The organism is Bacteroides sp. RCH18 (assembly GCF_058231005.1).
Genome location: NZ_JBIPTC010000002.1, coordinates 684,552 through 705,819, shown reverse-complemented (window position 1 = coordinate 705,819; position 21,268 = coordinate 684,552). Strand labels below are relative to the sequence as shown.

General features: G+C 51.8%; 19 protein-coding genes. 9 read left to right on the top strand and 10 right to left on the bottom strand.

The annotated features are described in order from the left end of the window. Nucleotides 1-216 precede the first annotated feature (216 nt). From mobV to ACHLI0_RS18095, 3 genes are all read left to right on the top strand, one after another. On the top strand, nucleotides 217-1,674 hold the full coding sequence (gene mobV / locus ACHLI0_RS18105; RefSeq protein WP_007571955.1) for a MobV family relaxase: 1,458 nt from the start codon (nucleotides 217-219) through the stop codon (nucleotides 1,672-1,674). 52 nt (nucleotides 1,675-1,726) lie between these two features. Further along, on the top strand, nucleotides 1,727-3,133 hold the full coding sequence (locus ACHLI0_RS18100; protein WP_007571956.1) for an OmpA family protein: 1,407 nt from the start codon (nucleotides 1,727-1,729) through the stop codon (nucleotides 3,131-3,133). Between the two features lie 177 nt (nucleotides 3,134-3,310). Continuing rightward, nucleotides 3,311-4,441, top strand: coding sequence for an acyltransferase family protein (locus tag ACHLI0_RS18095; protein WP_007571958.1), 1,131 nt, complete (start codon nucleotides 3,311-3,313; stop codon nucleotides 4,439-4,441). Nucleotides 4,442-4,830: 389 nt separating this feature from the next. On the opposite strand, the gene ACHLI0_RS18090 is transcribed toward ACHLI0_RS18095, so the two are convergent. From ACHLI0_RS18090 to ACHLI0_RS18060, 7 genes are all read right to left on the bottom strand, one after another. Continuing rightward, nucleotides 4,831-6,909, bottom strand: coding sequence for a DUF4906 domain-containing protein (locus ACHLI0_RS18090; protein WP_225719300.1), 2,079 nt, complete (start codon nucleotides 6,907-6,909; stop codon nucleotides 4,831-4,833). A 301-nt stretch (nucleotides 6,910-7,210) separates the two neighbouring features. Then, nucleotides 7,211-8,353: a fimbrillin family protein gene (locus ACHLI0_RS18085; protein ID WP_225719301.1), complete on the bottom strand. Its 1,143-nt coding sequence runs from the start codon at nucleotides 8,351-8,353 to the stop codon at nucleotides 7,211-7,213. Nucleotides 8,354-8,399: 46 nt separating this feature from the next. Next, nucleotides 8,400-9,368, bottom strand: a complete 969-nt coding sequence (locus ACHLI0_RS18080; protein ID WP_225719302.1) for a fimbrillin family protein — start codon at nucleotides 9,366-9,368, stop codon at nucleotides 8,400-8,402. Between the two features lie 145 nt (nucleotides 9,369-9,513). After that, nucleotides 9,514-10,542 carry a fimbrillin family protein gene (locus tag ACHLI0_RS18075; protein WP_007571968.1) on the bottom strand — a complete coding sequence of 343 codons (1,029 nt, stop codon included), beginning with the start codon at nucleotides 10,540-10,542 and terminating at the stop codon, nucleotides 9,514-9,516. A 58-nt stretch (nucleotides 10,543-10,600) separates the two neighbouring features. Next, nucleotides 10,601-11,629 (bottom strand): DUF5119 domain-containing protein, encoded by a 1,029-nt coding sequence (locus ACHLI0_RS18070; RefSeq protein WP_007571970.1) that lies wholly within the window; start codon nucleotides 11,627-11,629, stop codon nucleotides 10,601-10,603. Further along, nucleotides 11,626-12,876, bottom strand: coding sequence for a DUF3575 domain-containing protein (locus ACHLI0_RS18065; protein WP_007571972.1), 1,251 nt, complete (start codon nucleotides 12,874-12,876; stop codon nucleotides 11,626-11,628). Before ACHLI0_RS18065 ends, ACHLI0_RS18070 begins: the two co-directional genes overlap by 4 nt. 322 nt (nucleotides 12,877-13,198) lie before the next feature. Further along, nucleotides 13,199-13,858 carry a recombinase family protein gene (locus ACHLI0_RS18060; RefSeq protein ID WP_007571976.1) on the bottom strand — a complete coding sequence of 220 codons (660 nt, stop codon included), beginning with the start codon at nucleotides 13,856-13,858 and terminating at the stop codon, nucleotides 13,199-13,201. A 189-nt stretch (nucleotides 13,859-14,047) separates the two neighbouring features. Here ACHLI0_RS18060 and ACHLI0_RS18055 point away from each other — a divergent pair, with 189 nt between their 5' ends. Then, on the top strand, nucleotides 14,048-14,317 hold the full coding sequence (locus tag ACHLI0_RS18055; RefSeq protein WP_225719305.1) for a hypothetical protein: 270 nt from the start codon (nucleotides 14,048-14,050) through the stop codon (nucleotides 14,315-14,317). A gap of 11 nt (nucleotides 14,318-14,328) precedes the next feature. Here the strand turns inward: ACHLI0_RS18055 and ACHLI0_RS18050 are convergent, their stop codons facing one another. The 3 genes from ACHLI0_RS18050 to ACHLI0_RS18040 all read right to left on the bottom strand — a co-directional run bounded on the left by ACHLI0_RS18050 (nucleotide 14,329) and on the right by ACHLI0_RS18040 (nucleotide 16,248). Continuing rightward, nucleotides 14,329-14,748 (bottom strand): DUF4405 domain-containing protein, encoded by a 420-nt coding sequence (locus ACHLI0_RS18050; RefSeq protein ID WP_007571980.1) that lies wholly within the window; start codon nucleotides 14,746-14,748, stop codon nucleotides 14,329-14,331. A gap of 79 nt (nucleotides 14,749-14,827) precedes the next feature. After that, entirely contained in the window at nucleotides 14,828-15,382 is a 555-nt protein-coding gene (locus ACHLI0_RS18045) for a Crp/Fnr family transcriptional regulator (RefSeq protein WP_007571982.1), read from the bottom strand. Between the two features lie 56 nt (nucleotides 15,383-15,438). Next, a complete protein-coding gene (locus tag ACHLI0_RS18040) occupies nucleotides 15,439-16,248 on the bottom strand; it encodes a KilA-N domain-containing protein (protein WP_007571983.1) in 810 nt (269 codons plus the stop codon). Nucleotides 16,249-16,498: 250 nt separating this feature from the next. On the opposite strand from ACHLI0_RS18040, the gene ACHLI0_RS18035 reads away from it, so the two are divergent. The 5 genes from ACHLI0_RS18035 to ACHLI0_RS18015 all read left to right on the top strand — a co-directional run bounded on the left by ACHLI0_RS18035 (nucleotide 16,499) and on the right by ACHLI0_RS18015 (nucleotide 21,256). Continuing rightward, a complete protein-coding gene (locus ACHLI0_RS18035; protein ID WP_007571984.1) occupies nucleotides 16,499-17,110 on the top strand; it encodes a TetR/AcrR family transcriptional regulator in 612 nt (203 codons plus the stop codon). 132 nt (nucleotides 17,111-17,242) lie between these two features. Further along, a complete protein-coding gene (locus ACHLI0_RS18030) occupies nucleotides 17,243-18,097 on the top strand; it encodes a class I SAM-dependent methyltransferase (RefSeq protein ID WP_007571986.1) in 855 nt (284 codons plus the stop codon). After that, nucleotides 18,094-18,795 (top strand): L-2-amino-thiazoline-4-carboxylic acid hydrolase, encoded by a 702-nt coding sequence (locus ACHLI0_RS18025; protein WP_007571988.1) that lies wholly within the window; start codon nucleotides 18,094-18,096, stop codon nucleotides 18,793-18,795. Before ACHLI0_RS18030 ends, ACHLI0_RS18025 begins: the two co-directional genes overlap by 4 nt. Nucleotides 18,796-18,819: 24 nt before the next feature. Next, nucleotides 18,820-20,625 carry an ABC transporter ATP-binding protein gene (locus ACHLI0_RS18020; protein WP_007571990.1) on the top strand — a complete coding sequence of 602 codons (1,806 nt, stop codon included), beginning with the start codon at nucleotides 18,820-18,822 and terminating at the stop codon, nucleotides 20,623-20,625. A 10-nt stretch (nucleotides 20,626-20,635) separates the two neighbouring features. Continuing rightward, entirely contained in the window at nucleotides 20,636-21,256 is a 621-nt protein-coding gene (locus ACHLI0_RS18015; protein ID WP_007571993.1) for a class I SAM-dependent methyltransferase, read from the top strand. Nucleotides 21,257-21,268 lie beyond the last annotated feature (12 nt).

Sequence of the window (21,268 nt, the reverse complement as noted above, 5' to 3'; positions counted from 1 at the left end):
ATTCGCAGACAAAGATTGTATAACCACGGGCAATTCTCCCCGGTTCAGGTTCAAATATCCTTCCAGTTATAGCAGGCATCCGGGCTTGCCCGTCTGCCACTGAACAAAGGGAAGGGGGAGCCTAATACCCCGACCGACATTCGTCGGTGGGAAGGGTGTCCGTACAAGCAGCAAGCTGGGGACACGGGGGATTGTCCGAAATAACACGGAAGCAGTATGGCAAATGCAAAACAGGTTCTTGACGTTCAAGTGTCGAAAGGAATCACCGCCGCCCAAGGCAACGAACATCTGCGCAATCGCAGCAAAGAGGCAGAGAAGTACGCCATGAGTAAGGGCAACTACGATCCCACTCGCAAACATCTGAACTTCGAGATTGCGTCCGGAGGCAAGATACGCCCTATTGACACGAGCCGTAATATCCCGGAACGGATGGCGGACATATTGGGCCGTCGCGGAATAAAGGACCCCAACGAGGGACTGATCGAACCGAAATACCGCACGGTGGTAAACATCATCTTTGGAGGTTCGCGGGAGCGGATGCACGAACTCGCATTCGGTACGCAGAAGGTGGATTTTGAAAAAGGTGCGGACAATACCAGCATCAAAAGGAAGAGCGACATCGAACGTTGGGCAAAGGATGTCTATTCATTCGTTTGTGGCAGATACGGAGAGCAGAATGTTGCCGCCTTCATTGTACACCTCGACGAGTTGAATCCGCACGTGCATTGCACGCTTCTGCCAATCAAAGACGGGAAGTTTGCGTACAAGGAGATATTCGCCGGAAAGGACAAGTTCGAATATAGTGCGAGAATGAAACAGCTCCATACGGACTTTTTCGCCGAGGTCAACACGAAATGGGGAATGGCGAGAGGCCGGAGCGTCGCCGAGACCGGCGCACGGCACAGGACGACGGAAGAATACCGCCGTATGCTCTCGGAAGAGTGTACAACTATCGAGGAGAATATTGACCGCCACCAAAAAGTGCTTTCCGATCTTCATTCGGATATACGGCTGGCAGAGCGCAGGGTAAAGGGTCTCACTTCAATGGTGGAAAACCTGCGACGAGAGAAATCCGAAAAGGAGGCCCAACTGGCAGCACTCGAAAATGACATGAACTCCCGAAAAGACGATGCCTTGGCCATATCCGCCGAGAAAGAGAAACTCGAAAAAGAACTGGTCGCTATCCAAGGGAAACTGGCAGACAAACAGGAGAAGTTACAGACTGCCGACCGACAGCTTTCCGACCTCAAAGAGAATATGGATGCCATTCAGGAACGCACGGAACAGCTTAAGGAAGAAGCCTACGAATACACCCGTGATGTACATTCCAAAGTGGACAGCCTGCTCAAGGATGCCATGCTGGAAAACATGGTCGATGAGTGGCGGGAACTGTCGGCACGTATGAAGCCCTCCGAACGGCAACTGTTCGATGGCACCCTCGTGCGCTCCGTGGCAGAACAAGGCACGGAAGTCATGCACTGCGCCACACTGTTGTTCCTCGGCATGGTCGATGATGCCACTACATTTGCCGAAACACGTGGCGGAGGTGGTGGCGGCAGTGACCTCAAATGGGGACGCGATGACGACGAGGACAACCGGGCATGGGCGCTCCGCTGCATGAGAATGGCGAGCCGCATGATGCGTCCGGCCATCGGCAAAAAGCCCAAACGATAAATGGCAAAGATTGCCTGAAAACTGAATAGATTACAATTAAAAAATTGGAATTATGACAAAGAATATCATCTTTATCTTTGCGGCGTTCTGTACGCTGCAAGCCCGTGCGGATGTACAACCCACGGAGAAGGATACTGTACGCTGCATGTTCCGTTACGATGACACTGAACTGCTGCAGCCGTTACAGCCCTCATATCTTGACGGAGTGGTCGTCCCGGCACGGGGAAACGGCAACTGGTTCGTCAGTATCGCCGGAGGCACGACGGCCTTTCTCGGCACCCCGCTTGGCTGCGAAGACCTGTTCGGGAGGTTGAAACCCTCGTATAGCCTTGCCATTGGCAAGTGGTTCACCCCGTGGGTAGGCGCACGCATAAATTATAGCGGCTTGCAGTTCAAGGACGGTACGCTGGCCGTGCAGGAATACCACCACCTCCATGCGGATCTGCTATGGAATGTGCTCGGCGGCAGTTATTCCCGTCAGGAACAGGTACGCTGGCATCTGGCTCCCTTTGCCGGTATCGGGCTGCTGCATCATGCGACCAACGGGCATAACCCGTTTGCAGTCTCTTATGGTATACAGGGGCAGTACCGGATTTCCAAAAGGGTAAGCGCCCTCGTGGAACTCTCCGGCGCAACCACTTTCCAAGATTTCGACGGGTATGGTAAGGAGAACCGTTTTGGTGACCACATGTTATCGCTTACCGCCGGATTTTCTTTTCATATCGGCAGGGTCGGTTGGAAACGCGCCATAGACCCAAGTCCTTATATCCGCCGCGATCAGTGGCTTGTCGAGCGCGTAAATGCTTTGTCGGAAGAGAACCGTCTTTATGCAGGGCAGCATGACAGAGACCGACGGACACTCGCTGAGCTGAAAAAGATTCTGGAAATCGAAGGATTGCTCGACAAGTACAGCCATCTTTTTGATGACGACGATGCATTCGACGGCAACCGTTATCCCAAAAACAATTACAGCGGTCTGAACTCGCTTCAAGCGAGACTTAAGAACCGGAAGTGGGACGGGAAATCTCCCTTGGATGGGAAGGGTACACAATCTGCCGACACAATTCCCCTTTGTGCGGGTCAAGACACACTCTGTATGCAATATTTGGCTCGTATGCAGAACGGAAAAGAGTGTATCGGCTCACCCGTGTATTTCTTCTTCCAACTCAATACGGCGCGTCTCACGGATACCTCCCAGACGCTTAATCTCGACGAGTTGGCAAGAGTAGCGAAGAAGTACGGGTTATCGGTAAGCGTCATTGGTGCAGCTGACAGTATGACCGGAACAGCATCCGTAAACAATGTCTTGAGTGCATCAAGAGCCGATTATATCGCTGAAGAATTAATCAAACGTGGGGTGTCGGGCGACAAGATAACCAAAACTCACCAAGGCGGCATTTCCGATTATGCGCCCAATGAGGCCAACCGCCATACAAAGGTTATGCTGCATCTCAAATAATACTTTTTGTTCATACGATATAAAAACATTTTTTTTCGTTTATGGAGAGCCTGTCTGTGAAGATCGGCTCTCTTTTTAAACGGAAATCTGACTGTTTGATATTTTCTAATCGGTAACGAACATCGTAATTATTTATTATATACTATCTTTGCATTCAGTCTTTTACCGGTATAATTCATGAACATGCAAAACTCTTATCTGACCTCGAAGCCGCACTACGAGATTCTGGACGGACTGCGCGGTGTGGCGGCTGCTATGGTAGTGGCCTTTCATCTGCTGGAAGCGCATTCCGGCGGCAACCATCTGAACCAGATTATCAATCATGGCTATCTGGCAGTCGATTTCTTCTTCATGCTTTCGGGTTTCGTCATCGGCTACGCATACGATGACCGTTGGAACCGGATGAGCACGGGAACCTTCTTCAAGCGTCGTCTTATCCGGCTACAGCCTATGGTGATCATGGGGAGTATCGTGGGAGCCGCGCTCTTTTGGTTTCAGGATGCCCCCTGTTATCCGGCAATGGAGGGCGTGTCCGCCGGTGCGGTGCTGCTGGTCATGCTGCTGGGTTGTACGTTACTGCCTCTGCCGCTGAAGTGGGACGTCCGGGGATGGATGGAAATGCACCCGCTGAACGGGCCGGCATGGTCGCTTTACTACGAATACATCGGCAACATATTGTACGCCTTGTTCATCCGCAAGTTCAGCAAGACGGCATTGACTGTCCTCGTGGCGATAGCGGCGTGCTTCACGGTACACCGCTGCCTTACCGCACCTGCCGGCGACATCGTGGGCGGATGGGCTTTGAACTGGGAACAGCAGTACGTGGGACTGGTCCGGCTGATGTACCCCTTCTTTGGCGGACTGCTCCTGTCCCGGCTTGGCTGGCTGATACGCACCCGCAAGAATGCTTTTGGGTGGTGCAGCCTGATGATAATCGCCGTGCTTTCCGCGCCCCGTATCGGTGGGGAGGACGGGTATTGGATGAACGGGCTTTACGAGGCTTTCTGCATCATCTGCATTTTCCCGGTTATCGTCTCGATGGGAGCGGGAGGCAGGATAACGGGCAAACGCTCCGCTGCCGTATGCAAGTTTCTGGGCGACATATCCTATCCCGTCTATATCACCCACTATCCGCTGGTCTATATTTATACGGCATGGGCGTTCAACCGTCAGGCGACACTTGCCGAAGGCCTTCCTTACATGCTGCTCACGTTCGTCGGGGCGTTCGCGCTTGCCTATGCCTGCCTGAAGTGCTATGATCTCCCGGTGCGCAAATGGCTCACGGAACGTTTCTTGAAGAAGAAATAAAAAGCGGTAAAGAAATCCTATATTTATTATCGTATTTCTGTCGGATGACAGATAAAGTTCCGACGCCGAAGGTGTTTTGCGGACGACACAATCAGATAACGCGAACCCAAATGTCTATTACTGTTTCGCTGATAGAAGAAAAGCCCCTTGATGCCTTTGCCATAGGTTTGAGGGGCTTTTGGGGAGGCTACAAACCTCTTTTTGTTGAATAGGTTCTTTTGATATTGTCACACCTTTTTCTATCCCGACCGACGTATAAAACGTGCGTGTGCATGTCGGTTGTACAGGCCAAAGACATACCGGGAGAATAAAAACAGCACTGCCCGCCTGTAGAGGGGTTTCCTACAGACGGGCAGTGAGTAAGACACGGAATTAAAGTTTGGCGGTTGTCACTGGATAGTTACGCCACTGGGCGGTACGTAGGCTGCACGGATGCGGAGAGGTCTATTGATGCGGGGTGCTTTACCGGTAGTGCCGTTATCATTCGTGTATATATCGTCCCAATCACTTTCTGCATAACCACCGTCTGGCAGGGCCTTGGTGGCACGGGCATAGCTGGTGCTCTCTGGATAGATATACGCAGGCCATATTCCTGTTCTATCTTTTGCTGCCGCCGATGACCAGTAGAAATTGTTCTGGAACTCCGTGTATGTATTGTAATAAGAGGTAAGAATACTTTCCAGTTGGGAGATACCGGGCAGGAACCAACCGGAAGAATTGCTCATGCCCTGTACGGCTCCATTGGCATTGCGCTTGTTCTTGTTATAGCAATATTCCGCCGCTGAGCGGGGTTTTTCGTTCAGGTTCATTTCTGATTGTCCAGCTTGGGTAATAATGCGCCGGGTAGCTGCCGCCCCATGTTTGTTTCCTTCCGTCCATTCGTTATTTAGCGGACCTCCGATGTATTCACCATTACAACCCCATTCCAAACCGTCATAGATATAATCCCCTTCAAACTCGTTCAGGGGGTCGTAATGGGATATATATTCCTCATAGGCTTCCACGTAGATAGTGCCTTGAAGTCTGCCTTCATAATACCACTGTACCGGCAACAGACCGTGCTGTACGATTTCAATGGTACGGGTACGTGGCGTCTGCGTGTTGTTGTCGGTGTACGAGATGTTGACGGTGGCGGTGCGGTCTTTCGTGCTTAGGTTTTCGTCCAAGTAGAAATAGATGCGGTCACGGCTCCTGCTGATGGTGTATTCGGTGTTTTGGGCAAGGGTGTTGGTCACCAAGTCCGTGGTGAAGTATTTGCGTTTGCCGTTTCCCGCAGTCCATTTCTGTCCGGTCGCCAAATGGGTATCTGTACTCATGTCGGCAGAGAGTGTTCCATTCTCCATATTTTCGGCTGGCACACGTTCCATGCGTATCCAAGTGTGACTTTCCGGGTCGGCTATGCTGACTTTCATCTTTGGATTCTCATCTTCCTCGAAGAGGTACACGTCCAAAGGTGTGATACAGAAGTGGGCGTCGTGGTCACGCTCGCGCAGCATGGACAGGTAGAACGGGTTGTTCTGCTCGGTGATGTTGACGCGGGCATCGAAGGTGATGTGGTCCGGGTTGTTGCCCACATGGGTCAGTCCGCTGATGACGATGTTGTTGGCGTAGTGCCTGTTGCGTATCACCTTGAAGTCATTCACCGGGTTGCCTCCGAGATAGAAGGTATATTCGGCCTCGATGGTGGTGTTATCCTGATTTGCGGGCAGGGAGGGGTCGCCGTTATAGGTAGTGTAGTAGGCTCTCATCTTGAAATAGGTAGCCTTACTGTTTTCGCCTACAAGTCTCGGCTTCCACCGCTGCTTGTCAACATCGTCCTCTACTCCAGCCGGATACTGATAGTTTTCCGGATCTTCGTCCGGTTCAATCATGTTCTCGAACATGTAGAAGGTCAGGGAGGCGGCCCCGCCGTGGTTGTAAACGACGGCATCGCTCTGTATGTTTTCTACATTGCGGTATGGCTCATCGGTAGTCAGGCTGGTCTGGCCATCGGCAGGCTCGGTCAGGGGTACGGCGGTAGGCATGTTGTACACGCCCCATTCCGCAATGGAAAGGCGGGGCAGTTGTCCGCTCTCGTCCGAGTGGTCGGAATCGATACTGATGTTGATGTCGATGCGGGCCATCAGTGCCTTGAGCTGCATCGTGAGGCTTCCCTTCTCGGTGAGGTTCACGGTCGCGCTCTTGCCCGCCATCGGCATTCCCGTGCTGGGCAGGGTCGTGATGTCATCGCGGGTGTTAGGAGTATAATTGGCAGGATCGTACACGAACGCTTCGAGCAGCTCCTTGGGCTTTTTCCCGTCTTTGCTATATTGGGGGAAATTATCGGGATAACCGTCGCCGTTGGCATCAGTTACCACCTCCGGAGTCACGTTGGCCAAAGCGTAGATGGTAGTTTTTTTTGCGAGTGCCGGATCTTTAAACACGTCCGTAGGAATGCTGACATTGGTCGTATTCGCCGACGGAGCCATATACGGCGAGAATACTTTCGTGTTGCTCGATTCCAGATAGTCGCCGTTTTCGTCGAAGAAGAACAGGTAGAGCTGGTTGATGCGCTTCTCCTTGTCGTCCTTGGCGATGGCCGAGCGGGTGACGACTTGCTGCGGCAGCATGTTCTGGCAGACGGCCTCGATGGTGAATCCGTCGCCGGGCGGAACGGTACCGCCGCCAAAGTCCTCCTCCGTGGTGCAGGCTGCCGGCAAGAGCATGGAGGCCACCGGCAGGAAATAATAAAGTATCTTTTTCATCTTTATGCTGTTTTCGGTTGTTGTTTTATTGGATAGAGACGTCGCTGTCGCCCCCGTCTTCCCAGAACTCGTTATCGGCGGCAATAAAGTTCAGCGCGAAGGTTTCGCCCACGAAGTTGAGCTGCGCCGTATAGCGGACACCCGCACGGGGCTGGAACTGTGTCGGACGTTCGGCTGTAGCGGTCTTATCCGCCCCTTTGTAGGTATATTCGACGGAAACCTCCACGTCCTTGCCGAAATAAGTGCCGTCCGTGGCGTTGCTCAACAGAAGCAGGTGCTTGTCGCCTATCGGGCTGACGGAACTGTTGGGAGCTACTGCAAGCCCTGTCTCGTTGTTATATATCTCGTATGTGCCGGGATAGGTGCCGCTGTAGGTGTAGAATCCCTCTTCGTTGGTATTCTTGCTGAAATCGATGGTAATCGAGCGGGTGAAGTGGCCCGACAAGGTAACACGCTTGACGGTAACAGTTTCCTTCTTTTCATCTCCGTAATTGTAGTTGTTCACGGCGAAGCCCAAGCCCGTCATGATGTGGCTGAAATTGAAGCCCACGTTCCCCGTGGTACGCAGGTGGTTATAGACGACGGAAACCATCGCGTCGGGTGTCTGCATGTCGTTCAACGTGGTAGTCGCTACATCGCCCGTCTCGCCGAACGGCATGGTGAACGTCAGTTTCGGCACGCCCCGTGTGGTGGCGCTGGCGGGACTTTCCACTGTAAAACCGTCCTTCGGGTAATAGGCGAAAAAGGTGTACCGATAGCTGTCGGGGGAGGTCGCCGCCGGATTTTCCGTCGTGTTGTACCATTTTCGCGGGCCGCCACTGTTATTATAGTCATAAGTGCAGGCCGAGCCGTTGTAGGTGACGGCTTGATTGAAGAACACGTCGGGGAAGGCGTTGCCGCTCTTGTTACCCCAGTTCGCGCTGCCCGATGCCCAGTCCTTTTCGGTGTTACTGCCACGCTGATAAGGCACGCAGTAGCCCAGTACGCCGAACGTGCCGCCGGTGGGGAATGCGTCGTGGAACGTGCTCCGGGTGAGTTTCTCCACGGTAATGACCGGGGCGGCAAAGTGGATGGCGTCGGGACTGTCGGCTTCGGGCTGCGCCCATTCCTCCTGCTGGCAGGCGGAGCAGAGAAGCAGGAGAGCCGGAAGTATGTATCGTTGCTTCATTTGGATGTTCATTTTATCGTCAAGTTACAGATAGCTTATAATTGGGTTATTGGGTCACGTCGATGGTTACGTTCCCGCCTATGGCGTCGCTCCATGCGTTGACCGTGGGCGGGTCGAACACGATATAGCCTCCGCCGGTGAGGGTGAACGAGTAACGGTAATGGTTCGCCGCCTCCCACATGCTCACGGTGGTGGCAGGCAAGGTGTAGGAAGCGGTCTTTCCCCTCTCGGCATCGGTATCGTAGGTGACAGTCAGTTTCACCCCGTCCGTGAGCGATTGCGGAATGAGTAGCAGGTCGCCCGACACGTCCGCATTTCCGGCTGGAGTTACGGAAGTCTCTTTCTCCACGCTGACGGTTCCCTCTGCCGTGTTGCTCCACAGGGGTTCCTTGCCGCTGTCGTAATCTCCCTTGACATCCAGCCCCTCAAGGGAGATGGAATGTACCGTGGCGTTGCCACCCTCACTGCGTGCCGCAAAGGTGATGCGTGCCAGCAAATGTTGGAATTTGAGGGCTACCGGACCGGGAGGCTCTGTCTGGCCTGCCATGACGGAGATACCCGTCTTTTTCGCCGTCATCAGGTCGTGTCCTTTCGTGGCGTCGAAGCCCTTGACGGTAAATGTGCCGTCCGTGCAGGTGGCGGAGGACACGGCATCGCCCAGCGTTTCCACAGACGGATAAAGGGCGTAGAAGTCGTAGGTATTACCGGGGAGCCAGTATCTCGTGCCCTCGTAACCCCACATGCCGGAAACGTATGTCACTTTTTCGGCGTTAAACACGCTCGTGGCCGTACCGCCCGTTCCGTCGGTGTAGTTCCCCCATACGCTGAACGAGTTTCCATCGGTCAACATTCCGTCCGCGTCGTCGATGGCGGCCCGTGTCACGGCGGGACCGGCAAAACGGATCGCCCCGCTGTTGCCGCTTGTTTCCATGTCCGGGCCCGTGCTTTCCGTACAGGCTCCCAGCAGGCAGGCGACAGCCGGTATGAACAAGGTTTTGAATAGGTTGTTATTCATAATCATACATTGTTTCTTTATATCCGGTTATTTCTGACGCTACCGGTAGCGTAAATAAGGAGCAACACTCCCGTTAGTGGCTATGAGGGGACATTCAACCCCTCATAGCCTGATGTGATGTCTTTTCGGCTATTGATGCAAGCGATTACTCTCCGGCGTTTTCCGGGGTTACATCACTATTTGATGCGTCAGCCCATTCATCTACATCAATAACTTTGAACTCAATTACCTGCTCCTTCAACTCCGGATCAATCGTGCTACCGTTGATTTCTACTGTATAGTTATATTTGAAACCTTCAGTCCATTGGTTCTGTACTGTGCCGCTAACATCGCCTTTATATGCCAATTTTCCTTTGAACTGATTTTCACTTAATTGTTTATTTGCTGCATCATAGAAAGTTGCGGTAAAGGTTACTTCCAGATTTTCGTTGCTTTGTGGAATGACAAAGCAGGTCGTAGTGTGGGTAGCGTCCTTAAATTCTTCGGCAATATCCCCTAATGCTCCGAAATCATAGTCCTCTGTTGAAACACTTTGAGTAGTCCAATTGATATCTGGTTTCCCGCTTTCGGCATAAGTCGCTGTAACATTAGTTGTTTTTACTGCATTCACCTTGATGTCGGAGATTTTCATGGTGTAGTCATAAGCGTCCGTGTTCTTGAACGTGAACTTCACCTGCGACAACATATGGTAGAAAGATAAGTTTACCGGACCATTATTAGCTTCTTTTGCAGTCACCTCTTGGGGTATAGCCACAATCAAATCTTTCGTATTGTCTACCGAGTAATTTGGGAATGTCAACACTCGAGAGGTTGCATTAAACTCTGCATTCTCAATTTTATTACCACCATTGGAGTAAGCGCCAAAACGGTACTTCTTGCCATTTATCCAATAAGCAGTCTGTGTGGGATTCCAAACCGTCCCCTCCGCTCCTACAGTGCCTCCGTCTACCTGAACATTGGTATATACGGAAGTCCATGAATCATCATAGTTTCCGAATACGAAGAACTTCTGAAGATTCTGCTCCGTTGTTTCAGTCACACTACTTCTCGTTGAATGGTTCACGAAAGTTCCGAACTGGATCGCCCGGCTCTGCGGCATATCCACAACTTCTTCGTTCGTACAGCTTGCCAGTGCTGCTACAGCCACTCCAAGCACAAAAAAACTTTTCTTCATAAGATGTAAAAAATTAAATTAAAAATTTGGTTATTTAGTACCTGTTGTTTTATTCGTTTCAGTCAATGGGCAGCGGTATGTCCACCCATTCTCCCCAGCCGTCCACATCTACGTCAAAGCTGCCTCCGCCTTCCAGCCCCTCGTCGTTGGAAATCGACAGCCCGCTCACGACGATAACGCCACCCCGTGGTTGTCCTTTCACTTGGTCTGTGACATCGAACTCGAAGGTCTTGAACTTGCCGTTCACCATTCTCACCTCCAAGTTCAGGCTGTACCTTCGCCCGTCCGTACCGTTTCGTCCGTAATGTTCACCCGGATAGTCGGGTACGCCGAACGACTGTACCAGCGCTTCCGCTCCGTAATCTTCCAGCGTACAGTCGAACATTACCGTGGCTGCGGTTTCTCCGGTATGCCCATCGTTCAGATAGACCGTTTCGGCCATGCCTGCCAAGGCTCCGCGTGCCAAGGCCACGTATTGTTGTCCGCTTTCGAACTCGTAACGTATCATATAGGTGTAAACCAATGGACGCAAGGTAACCGGCAGCTCCGTCGGGGCAAGTGTTTTTTCTGCCGTGTATTCTTCCATGTATGCCCCGTAAAGCATGTCGGGCTGGTTCACGGTACGTTCCCCCGCGTGCAATTCATGGAAAGAACTCCGGGTCACGCCGCGTGTGGTGGCTGTGGCGGATTCCGAAGCGGCCACGCCATCGAACACGATATATTCCGTATCATTGTTGTAGAACAACAGTTCGTGCGTGCCTTCCGGCATGGCGATCCGTCCTCCTTCATCGGGCAGATTGCTCTCTATACGCTGTCCGTCGCTGGTATAGACTTGGACACGTATTCCGTCGGCCGGAGCAGGACACAAATCTTCATAGTCGTACTTCCAGTCCTCTTCCCACAATTTTTCCCAGTCATAGGCGTAAGTACGTTCCCATTCCTGTTCCCAGTCGGAAGAGAGATTCACCTTCACGGAAAGACCATGCTCGTCGTGGTCGTAACACAGGTCTTTCCGGCAGCTCGTGGAAAGGAATGTCAATCCTGCAAACGTAAGCCCCATGAGGGTATATCGTAGCGTTGCTTTCATCGTGCGCCTCCTTTCTTTTTATCGGTATCCCACAACCGCCACACAAGGGCAAACTTCAGTTTCAACGGACCGAAGTAATTCATTCGGTTTGTCTGCTGGTACACGTAGTGCCCGTCGATGGGAAGATATTCTTCGTACTTGCTGTGCATGTACCCCAGACCGATACCGGCTTCCAGCGAGAGCCGCCGTCCGATGGGGAACATGTAGCCGTAGCTGACACCCACCATTTCGGCCTCGCCCTGATAGCCCTCTTTGCCGTTTTCAAGGTCGTACCACGTGAAGCCGCCGAACACGCCGAGGTAGTGGCCGTGCCACGGGCTGCCTTGCTTCTGTCCGAACCACCAGCGTCCCTCCGGGCTGATTGTAGCTACTTGGTAACATTTGTGCTTGCCGTCATTATTCCACCATGCCATGTCGCCTTCGAGGTTCACCGTCCAACGGTCGGCGATACGGTACTCCACTTCGAGCGAAGGCATCAGTATCGCATCGTAGAGCAGGTTGGTCTTAACGGCCAACCGCTGTACTGTCGGTCTATGCGGTTGCACGGTCGCTTCCTTCCGCACCGTTGCCGGCTCGGAGGCCGGTTCCGCCACGCTATCGGGTTGCAGGGCCGGTTCCGGCTCTTTCACTTTCGTCTCTTTTTGGGAAATGACTTTTACGGGCGGTTCGGGTTTCCGGTAGCAGGCCACCGAGAGGCTGGAGCGCAGTTCGGGAAAGAAATTCTCCAGCATGTAGGTGTACGGCATACCGCCCCGCAGGTCCATGAGCTGTTTCTTGCGTCCGTCCACTACGCGACCTGCCTTGTCGAACACCCATACGGGCGTATGGTCAAGGATATGCAGCACCTCTTCCTTGTATAATATGTCCGAGGCGGCGACCATTTGGCGCAGCATGTCCCACGCAATACCTTCTCCATGTATGCAGATCAAACTGTCGGGGATTCCGGCGTGGCGCACGAGATAGGATTTCAGGGAGTCGGCCCTGCGCTCTGACAGCACCCCGTTGAGACGGTTCACACCTTCGGGCGATGCCCACGAGCGTATCACGACGCTTTCAAGGCGGTCCGCACCGTGTTCTTCACGCAGGGTGCGGATAAAACGCTCCAGTTCCGCGCGGTTGTCCCGGAAGAGCATGTCCACTTCCCTGTGGCCCTGCCGGTAATGGATACGGGCCGAGTCCAACTCTTGCGCATGAACATACCCGCCGCAGAATAAAAGAAATAATAACAGTATTCGTTTCATTGTCATAATTCTGTCTATGCCAATTTATTTATATCAGCTATTTATTCAATCTCTGTACGTTTGTCCGTGCCGTGCTTCTTTCTTTAGAGGTAAAAAAGCACCGAACCAACAAATAATCAGCCGGATAACTGTCAGTTATGCCGATTTATTTGTTGGTTTAATCGTTCGTTAAAAAGACTATCGGAAAAAAGGTCGTATTATTCGGACACTCCGGGAAAATTTGTCCTACTCAAAGAACTGAAACGCAATTTTTTGCAGATTTTTTTTGTGGATAATTCGTGTTTTTGTAATTTTGTGGCTGAAAACGAACGATTTAACCAACGTAAAATCATACCCTCCGTTTTTGCAACTCCCCTTTCCGTCTTATCTCTTTCTCTTTCATGGCCTTATCTATTTCCTTATAGCGGCTACGGAATTTCATGAATGTATCCCGCGAAATGTCGAAACGCCTGCATATATCGGCAATCGTACAGTTCCGCTTCAACATGCCAACGATGACCTTTCGGTTTTCGATCAGCACGTTCATTTTCGTGTAGCTGCCTTTTTTCCGACCAAGGACGACACCCTCGGCTTTCCGGAGGGCGAGAGCCTCCTTCGTGCGCATCGAAATCAGGTTGCGTTCAATTTCCGCTACCAGACCGAACGCGAAACAAAGTACCTTGCTGTTGATGGAGTTGTCGAACGAATACCCCTCCTTGGTTGTGTAAAGGTTGATTCCCTTCTCCAGACACTTGCCCATGATGGCCATGAGGTCCGTCAGCGTGCGGCTTAGCCGCGAAACTTCCGTGACAATCAGCGTGTCGCCCCGTTTCATGCGCCGTATCAGTCCCCCTAATTTGCGGTCGCACCCCTTCTTCTTGCCGCTGGCGACCTCCGTCACCCACTGGCTGACGGAAAGATTTCTACTGTCGGCGAAACGCCGGATCTCGTCTTGTTGGTTAGCCGGGTTCTGTTTGCCCGTGCTGACCCTTAAATAACCTATTATCATAATCCTTAATTATTTTACGGGAGCGACATTGCCCCCGTCCGGTATAAATAAGGCATGATGGTTCGAAATGAAAGGATTCTGTACATAATTGTATGCGTAACATTTTATTCTTCAACTATTTTAATGTCTTTTCGGAATCTCGTCGGGAAAAACTGGCACGTATGTTTTCTCCGGACAGGCCGTAAGCTCGTGAAAAACATAAACCGTTACGGAGGAAATGCCTCATTCGTGGAACTGCATGAAGTCGGTGCCTATGACAACAGCCATTCTCTGATGCCGGATTTGAAGGGGCAACGAATGGACCGGATGCCCCAAATGGTTGGACGAGCAATGCTGAAATCGAATGATATGCCGAAAAATAAAGAAAAATGCGGTCTTCTCGACAGTAAGCAAGAAGCCGCATTTGTAATAAGTACCCCGATTTCTGTAAGAACGCTTTGTCCGGAAGTTGTCCGTTGAATAGGTTGTGCTTATTTCAATGATTTGCGTAGCAACGGAAGGCGTTTCAGTATATGGCCGATAGAAAGGACAGTTGTAACGATTCCTGCCCAAAAATGACATTGCCCGACCGGGGAACCTGCTCCTTCTATGCCTAACAGGGCAAATCCGGTCAGAACCACGGACAGGAACAGGACCGACAGTACCGCCGTGACCTTGCTTTTCCGGCCTATTCCGTTCTTGGCAGTTCCCTTGTACCAGCCCCAATGCGTCGCTATATGAAATATGGAGGCCATGAGGAACAGCAGGCTCGTCAGGACATGGAAAACTGCCCAATTATGCCATACCTCGTGATTGCCTTCATAGTCGGCCACATGCAATTCGATTCCGGAGTATGCGGACAGGACAAACACGGGAATCAGGCTCCAGTCTATTATAAAAATCTTTTTCATCTGTCTTTCGGTTTTAATAGATGCGGCAAAGTTCGCATCTTCGACTGGAACCGGACGATAACAAATGTAAAGAAATGAACTATCGCCTGTTTCTGATCCTCGACAGGGAAACAGAAGTAATCCCCAAATAGGAGGCAATATAATGCTGGGGAATCCGCTGTATGATAGAGGGGTGTTCTTTCAGCAGTTCTTCATACCGTTGTTGGGGGGTGTTCTTTATGCGGGAAAGGAAGAGCCGCTGATAAACATGGAAGCGTTCGATGATTTTTTCCTCATATATCTGCCGTAGCGCGGGCTTCTGTCCGAGGTTTCTGAAAAAATCTTCCCGCTTCATAACCGACAGTTCTGCCGGCTCTATGCTTTCCAGGGAAAAAAGGCTCGGTGTCCGTTGATACAGGCTGTCGAATGACGCGACGAAATCCCCTTCGAAAAAGAACTGGAAAGTGATGTCCCGTCCTTCGTTGTTGAAAAACAGGCGCAGGCAACCTTTCCGGATCAGGTACATTCTGTCGGCTACCTTGCCTTCTTCCAACAATATCGTTTTAGGAGGAACGGATAATTCGGTTATCTCCGGAAGCGATAGAAAATAGGCGTTTTTATCAGAGTTCATTGTCATTTCATCTTTATTCGTCATGGTTTGATAGTGTATTGTTCATCACGTACTCGGCACAAATTCTGATAGAGACTCATCTACTTTAATAACTTGCGTTCGCTGCCGCCAGTTCCCAATATTCTCATCTGTTGAATGGCTATCTGATTGAGTTTAATCAACCGCTCACCCTGCGGAATACCTTGGTCTATAAATACTGCATTGAGGTTTTCCATATTTGAGAGGCAAATAAGCTCATTGATTGTGGCATAGTCCCGGATATTCCCTTTCAGTTCGGGGTGTTGCTCACGCCACATCTTGGCGGTCATACCGAACATCGCCACATTCAGCATATCGGCTTCATCGGCATAGATAATACTGGCTTGTTTGGCGGTTACCTCTGCCGGGATAAGGTTCTGTTTTATGGCATCGGTATGTATGCGGTAGTTGATTTTCGACAGTTCCCGTTTGGCTGACCAACCGAGTTGCTGTTGTTCCTCGGTCTTTAATCGTTGGAACTCCTTTATAATATACAGTTCAAATTCAACGGAAATCCAGCTTGCAAACTTAAATGCTATATCCTTGTGAGCGTAAGTGCCGCCGTAGCGTCCCGATTTGGAGAGTATGCCTATTGCGTTTGTCGTACTTATCCATTTTGTCGGTGATAAGGTAAAGGCGTTCAGCCCGGCTTCCTTTTTAAACCCCTCGAATTCGAGGGGTTTAAAACTCGGGTTGTACAAACTCTCCCAAATACCCAGATATTCTATTGTATTCCGGTTACGCAGCCAGTTCCCGATAACCGCAGTCGGGTCATCGCTTTTGTATCTTGCTATGTCTGTCAGGCTGATATAATCATTCTCGTTGACTGATATAATTGTGACACTTGTGTCTTTTACTGTAATCTTTGCCATTTTATATTTGATTCTTTGGGTTTTATGTACAAAAGTAATTATAATCTATGAGACTTTCTCCTTTTCAATGAACAATATGACTTTTCCTTTCGGATATAGACAAGGATATAGACAAGGTATTTCGCTACCTCCGGTAATACCTGCTTTTCCCTTATTTCAATCATGTAAAATCACCATAAATAGGTATTGTCCAGTAAATTCAAACCCCGTACTTTTGCAAAAATATAAACGGAAACATCGTTCATTATTTATGCAGGTACTCAAAGAAGACATACGCGGCCGCATATTGGCAGTCGCCGAACAGCGATTCGGGCAGCAGGGGTATTCCAAGACCTCCATGCGCGAGATTGCCGGAGCCGTCGGTGTCGGTGTGGGGAACATATATAATTATTTCCGGAACAAGGACGAATTGTTCTGTGAAGTGGTCCGTCCCGTCCTGCACGCTATGGAAGCCATGTTGCAGGAGCATCACGGCATACGCGGCGAGGACGTGATGACGATGCGTTCCGAAAAATACCTGAAAGCCTGTATCGACGAATACGTTTCGCTCATCGAAACGCATCGCAGCCTGCTGGAGATCCTGTTGTTCCGTGCCCAAGGCTCTTCGCTGGAACATTTTCGCGAAAGCTACACCGACCGTTCGACCGGGCTGGTCAAGGCATGGTTCGCCGCCATGAAGAAGAAGTACCCGAATATAAATACGGCTGTGTCCGATTTTATCATTCACCTGCATACGGTGTGGATGTTCACGCTGTTCGAGGAGCTGTTGATGCACGCGGTGCCCAAACAGGAAATGGAATCCATTCTGCATGACTATATTCTGTTTGAAATTCAAGGTTGGAGGGCCATTATCAAGGTATGACAGATAGAAAAGACACATACGGACAAGCTGCCGTAACGGGGCAGCGGGAAAAGAGGAAATCTTCACAAAGGTTTCCTCTTTTTTTATTCGTGAACAAATCTGAATATCGTTCATTAATAAATATCATAACAAATGAAACAGAGACATAAATTCGAGAGCATTGTCGCCGAGACATTGCTCATTCCGCTCTATTACAGGGCGAAAGAGAGCCGCCGAAAGAACCCGATTCTGAACGACAAGGTTGCGGAGGGGCTGGTGGACAGTCTGGAATACGACTACTCCCGTTTCGACGGGGCGAAGTTGAGCGAGGTCGGCTGCGTCGTGCGCGGGTGGTTTTTCGACCGTGCCGTGCGCCGCTTCATAGGGAAGCACGCCGATGCGGTGGTGGTGAATGTGGGCTGTGGTCTGGACACCCGTTTCCAGCGTATCGGCGACGGGAAGGCCGTATTCTACGACATGGACCTGCCGGAAGTCATCGCGCTGCGCCGCGAGCTGATTCCGGAGCAGCCGGGCAACCCCTACATTGCGGCCTCCCTGCTGGATGCCGGCTGGCTGGACGACCTGCGTCGCCGGCATCCCGATGCGCATTTCATCTTCGTGGTCGAAGGCGTGCTGATGTATTTCTATGAAAAGCAGGTAAAAACATTTCTGCACCATGTGGCCGAGCGTTTCGGGGGCGGCGAACTGTGGTTCGACGTCTGCGGTACGATGATGAGCCGTCACGGAGTGAAACCCGATTCGCTCCGTGAACACGAGGCGCAAATCCGCTCCGGTCTGAGCGACGGGCGTCTGGTAGAACAATGGGAACCCCGCCTACGCCTTTTGGAACAGGCCAATTACATGAAGTTTTTCCGTCCGCGCTGGGGCTTCTTCTTCGGGCAAATATTGGGACGGATGACGCGGCTGTGCTACAAGTTCAGTTCGATGTTGGGATATGAAATCGTATCGAATTCCCGTGACACGGCGGCAATTCTCCATGAAAGATGAAAGAGACGACGATTGAACCTTATCTCCCAATGTTGGAACGGTTCGAAGAATTTTTCAGGGAAGAACTGGCATCCCGTTTGTCGGTCGAATCCGTTGATTCCGTGATGGAAGCGGCTGTCGAGAATTTTCATCGTATCTCCGCAATCATTCCGGATGTCCCGCCGACATCACCATGGGTGAAAAACATTATCGGTATAGCCTATGAGATCGGTCTGTGGCAAGAACTGTCGGCCAGAGGATGGAGTCCGGCAGAACTTTCCATTGTTACGCAGAAAGCATTGAAAAAGCTCACGTTGTCGAGTATCCCTTCTGAAAAAATTTCGGAAATACGCGAAATGTTGTGTTCGCCCGACTATGTGCGTCGCATCGCTTCCGCTTCGCATGTTTCCACAGAGGACGATTGGCTGTTCGATTGCGTGTTGCCGAATGCGGACGATACGTTCGATGTCGGTATGGACATTGCCCGGTGCCCGGTCGCCGAACTCTGTTCCCGTATTGGCGTCGAGTGCTTTTTTCCCTATTTCTGCGTGAATGATTATATCACACACGATGTACTCGGTATCCGGCTGACACGGACCCGCACATTGGCACACGGTGCTTCGTGCTGCGATTTCCGGCTGACAAAAGAGCGGGGAGCGGCTGACGGGGCTGTTGTAATCCGGCCGGAAGATTTACAGGAATTTACCAACAACGGATAGAGAGAATCGGATAAAATTCAATATATGGAAACAAAAGAAAAGAAGAAAGAAGGTCTGTCCCGCCTGTTCGAGATCGCGGGGCAGAAGAAAGGGCTGCTTTTTCTGGCGGGTCTGCTGTCGGCAGGCAGCGCCGTGTGTATGCTCGTACCCTATTGGGCGGTGTACGAGGTGTTGAAAGAGCTGCTGACGCACGGTACAAGCCCGGCTTCGGTGGACGAAGCCGGCATGATTCGTTGGGGCTGGATCGCCTTCTGCGGGCTTATCGGCGGACTGGTGCTGCTGTACGCCGCCCTGATGTCCTCGCACGTGGCTGCATTCCGCATTCTGTACGGATTGCGTGTCCGGCTGTCCGAGCATATCGGCAAGCTGTCGCTGGGTTATCTCAACAACACCTCTACCGGAGCCATCAAGAAGACGATGGAGCAGAACATCGAGAAAATCGAGGGATTCATCGCCCACACGATTCCCGATTTGGTGAACGTAGTGGCGACGGTCGTGGTGATGCTCGTCATCTTTTTCTCGCTGGATACATGGCTGACGGCGGTCTGTCTGGCCGTGGTGCTGTTGAGCTTCGCCCTGCAATTCTCCAATTTCATGGGGAAGAAGGCACGGGAGTTCATGAGTATTTACTATGATGCGCAGGAAAAGATGAGCGCCTCCGCCGTGCAGTACGTCAGGGGAATGCCCGTGGTGAAGATATTCGGACAGAGCGTCCGCTCGTTCCGGCAGTTCAACGCCGAGATACAGGCTTACAAGACGTTCGCCCTGAAATGCTGCGACACCTACCAGAACGGGATGATCGCGTTCACCGTCCTGCTGGGTTCGATGGTGACGTTCATTCTTCCCGTGGGTATCCTGCTGATACAAGGGAATCCGCAGTCGCTCGCATTGGCCGCCGTATGGCTGTTTTTCATCATCATGGGACCGGGTGTGGCTTCGCCCATCTACAAACTGACGTTCCTGGGCGGAAACACCAAGGAGATCGACGAAGGCGTGGCGCGTATCGACCGCATTCTGGAGAAAAAGCCCGTTCCCGAACCGGAACACCCCGAAGTGCCGCAGTCGTATGAGGTGGAGTTCCGCCACGTGTCATTCTCCTACGAAAATACGGAACAGGGCACACGTACCGAGGCGCTGCGCGATGTTTGCTTCACGGCGCCGCAAGGCCGGATTACGGCGCTCGTGGGGCCTTCGGGAAGCGGCAAGTCCACCGTCGCGAACCTGATTCCCCGTTTCTGGGACGTGGAGCAGGGCGAGATTCTCATCGGTGGCGTGAACATCAAGAACATCGCTACGACGCAGTTGATGGATACCGTTTCATTCGTCTTTCAGGATACGTTCCTGTTCTACGACACGCTGTACGAGAACATCGCCGTCGGTTCCCCCGCCGCAACGAAAGAAACGGTCGTGGCGGCGGCCAAAGCCGCCCAGTGCCACGAGTTCATCGAGCGGCTGCCGCAAGGCTACGAGACGAGAATAGGCGACGAGGGCGTGTATCTGTCGGGCGGCGAGGCGCAGCGGGTATGCGTGGCCCGCGCCATTCTGAAGAATGCGCCGATACTGGTACTGGACGAAGCCACGGCCTTCGCCGATCCGGAGAACGAATACAAGATGCAGCAGGCCCTTCAATCCCTGATAAAAGGCAAGACCGTGATTATTATCGCCCACCGGCTGTCGTCCATCGTCTCGGCGGACAACATCGTGGTCTTGCAGCAGGGACGGATCGTACAGCAGGGCCAGCACGACGACTTATCCGTCGCCGAGGGGCTCTACAAGAACATGTGGGATGCCTATACGAGCGCTTATCATTGGAAGTTGAACAAAAATTGAATACGGAGATATGAAAAAGAATAGTTTCTTGAACGATATTTTACAGAATACGAGTTGTCCGCAGGGATTCTGGGGACGGATGATTTTGCGGGGAATGAACTGTTTCCACGCTTCGCTGGCCCATCGCGGCATGAAACAGGTGGACTGGCGGCCGGAATGGAATGTGCTGGACATCGGATGCGGGGGCGGCGCCAACGTGAAGCGTCTGCTGAAGCTGTGTCCGCAGGGAAAAGTTTACGGCATGGACCTGTCGGAGGAGAGCGTCGCCTTCGCCCGCAGGCACAATGCGGGAGAACTGGACCGCCGATGTTTCATACAGCAGGGCGATGTCTGCTCCCTGCCTTACGGGGACGGGGCCTTCGATGCCGTTACGGCCTTCGAGACCGTCTATTTCTGGTCTTCCGTCAGCAAGGCGCTGGCCGAAGTCTTCCGCGTGATCCGGAAAGGGGGCTGCTTTCTCATCAGTCTGGAAGCGAGCGACCCCGAACTCGGAAAGGCGTGGACGGAGCGGATAAAGGGAATGACGGTGTACGGAGCCGAAGAACTGAAACAGTTGCTGTCCCAAGCCGGCTTTTCCGACATCCGGGTAATTCAGAAAAAAGAAGAACTGCATATCGTCGCACATAAATGAAAGGAGTGGAAC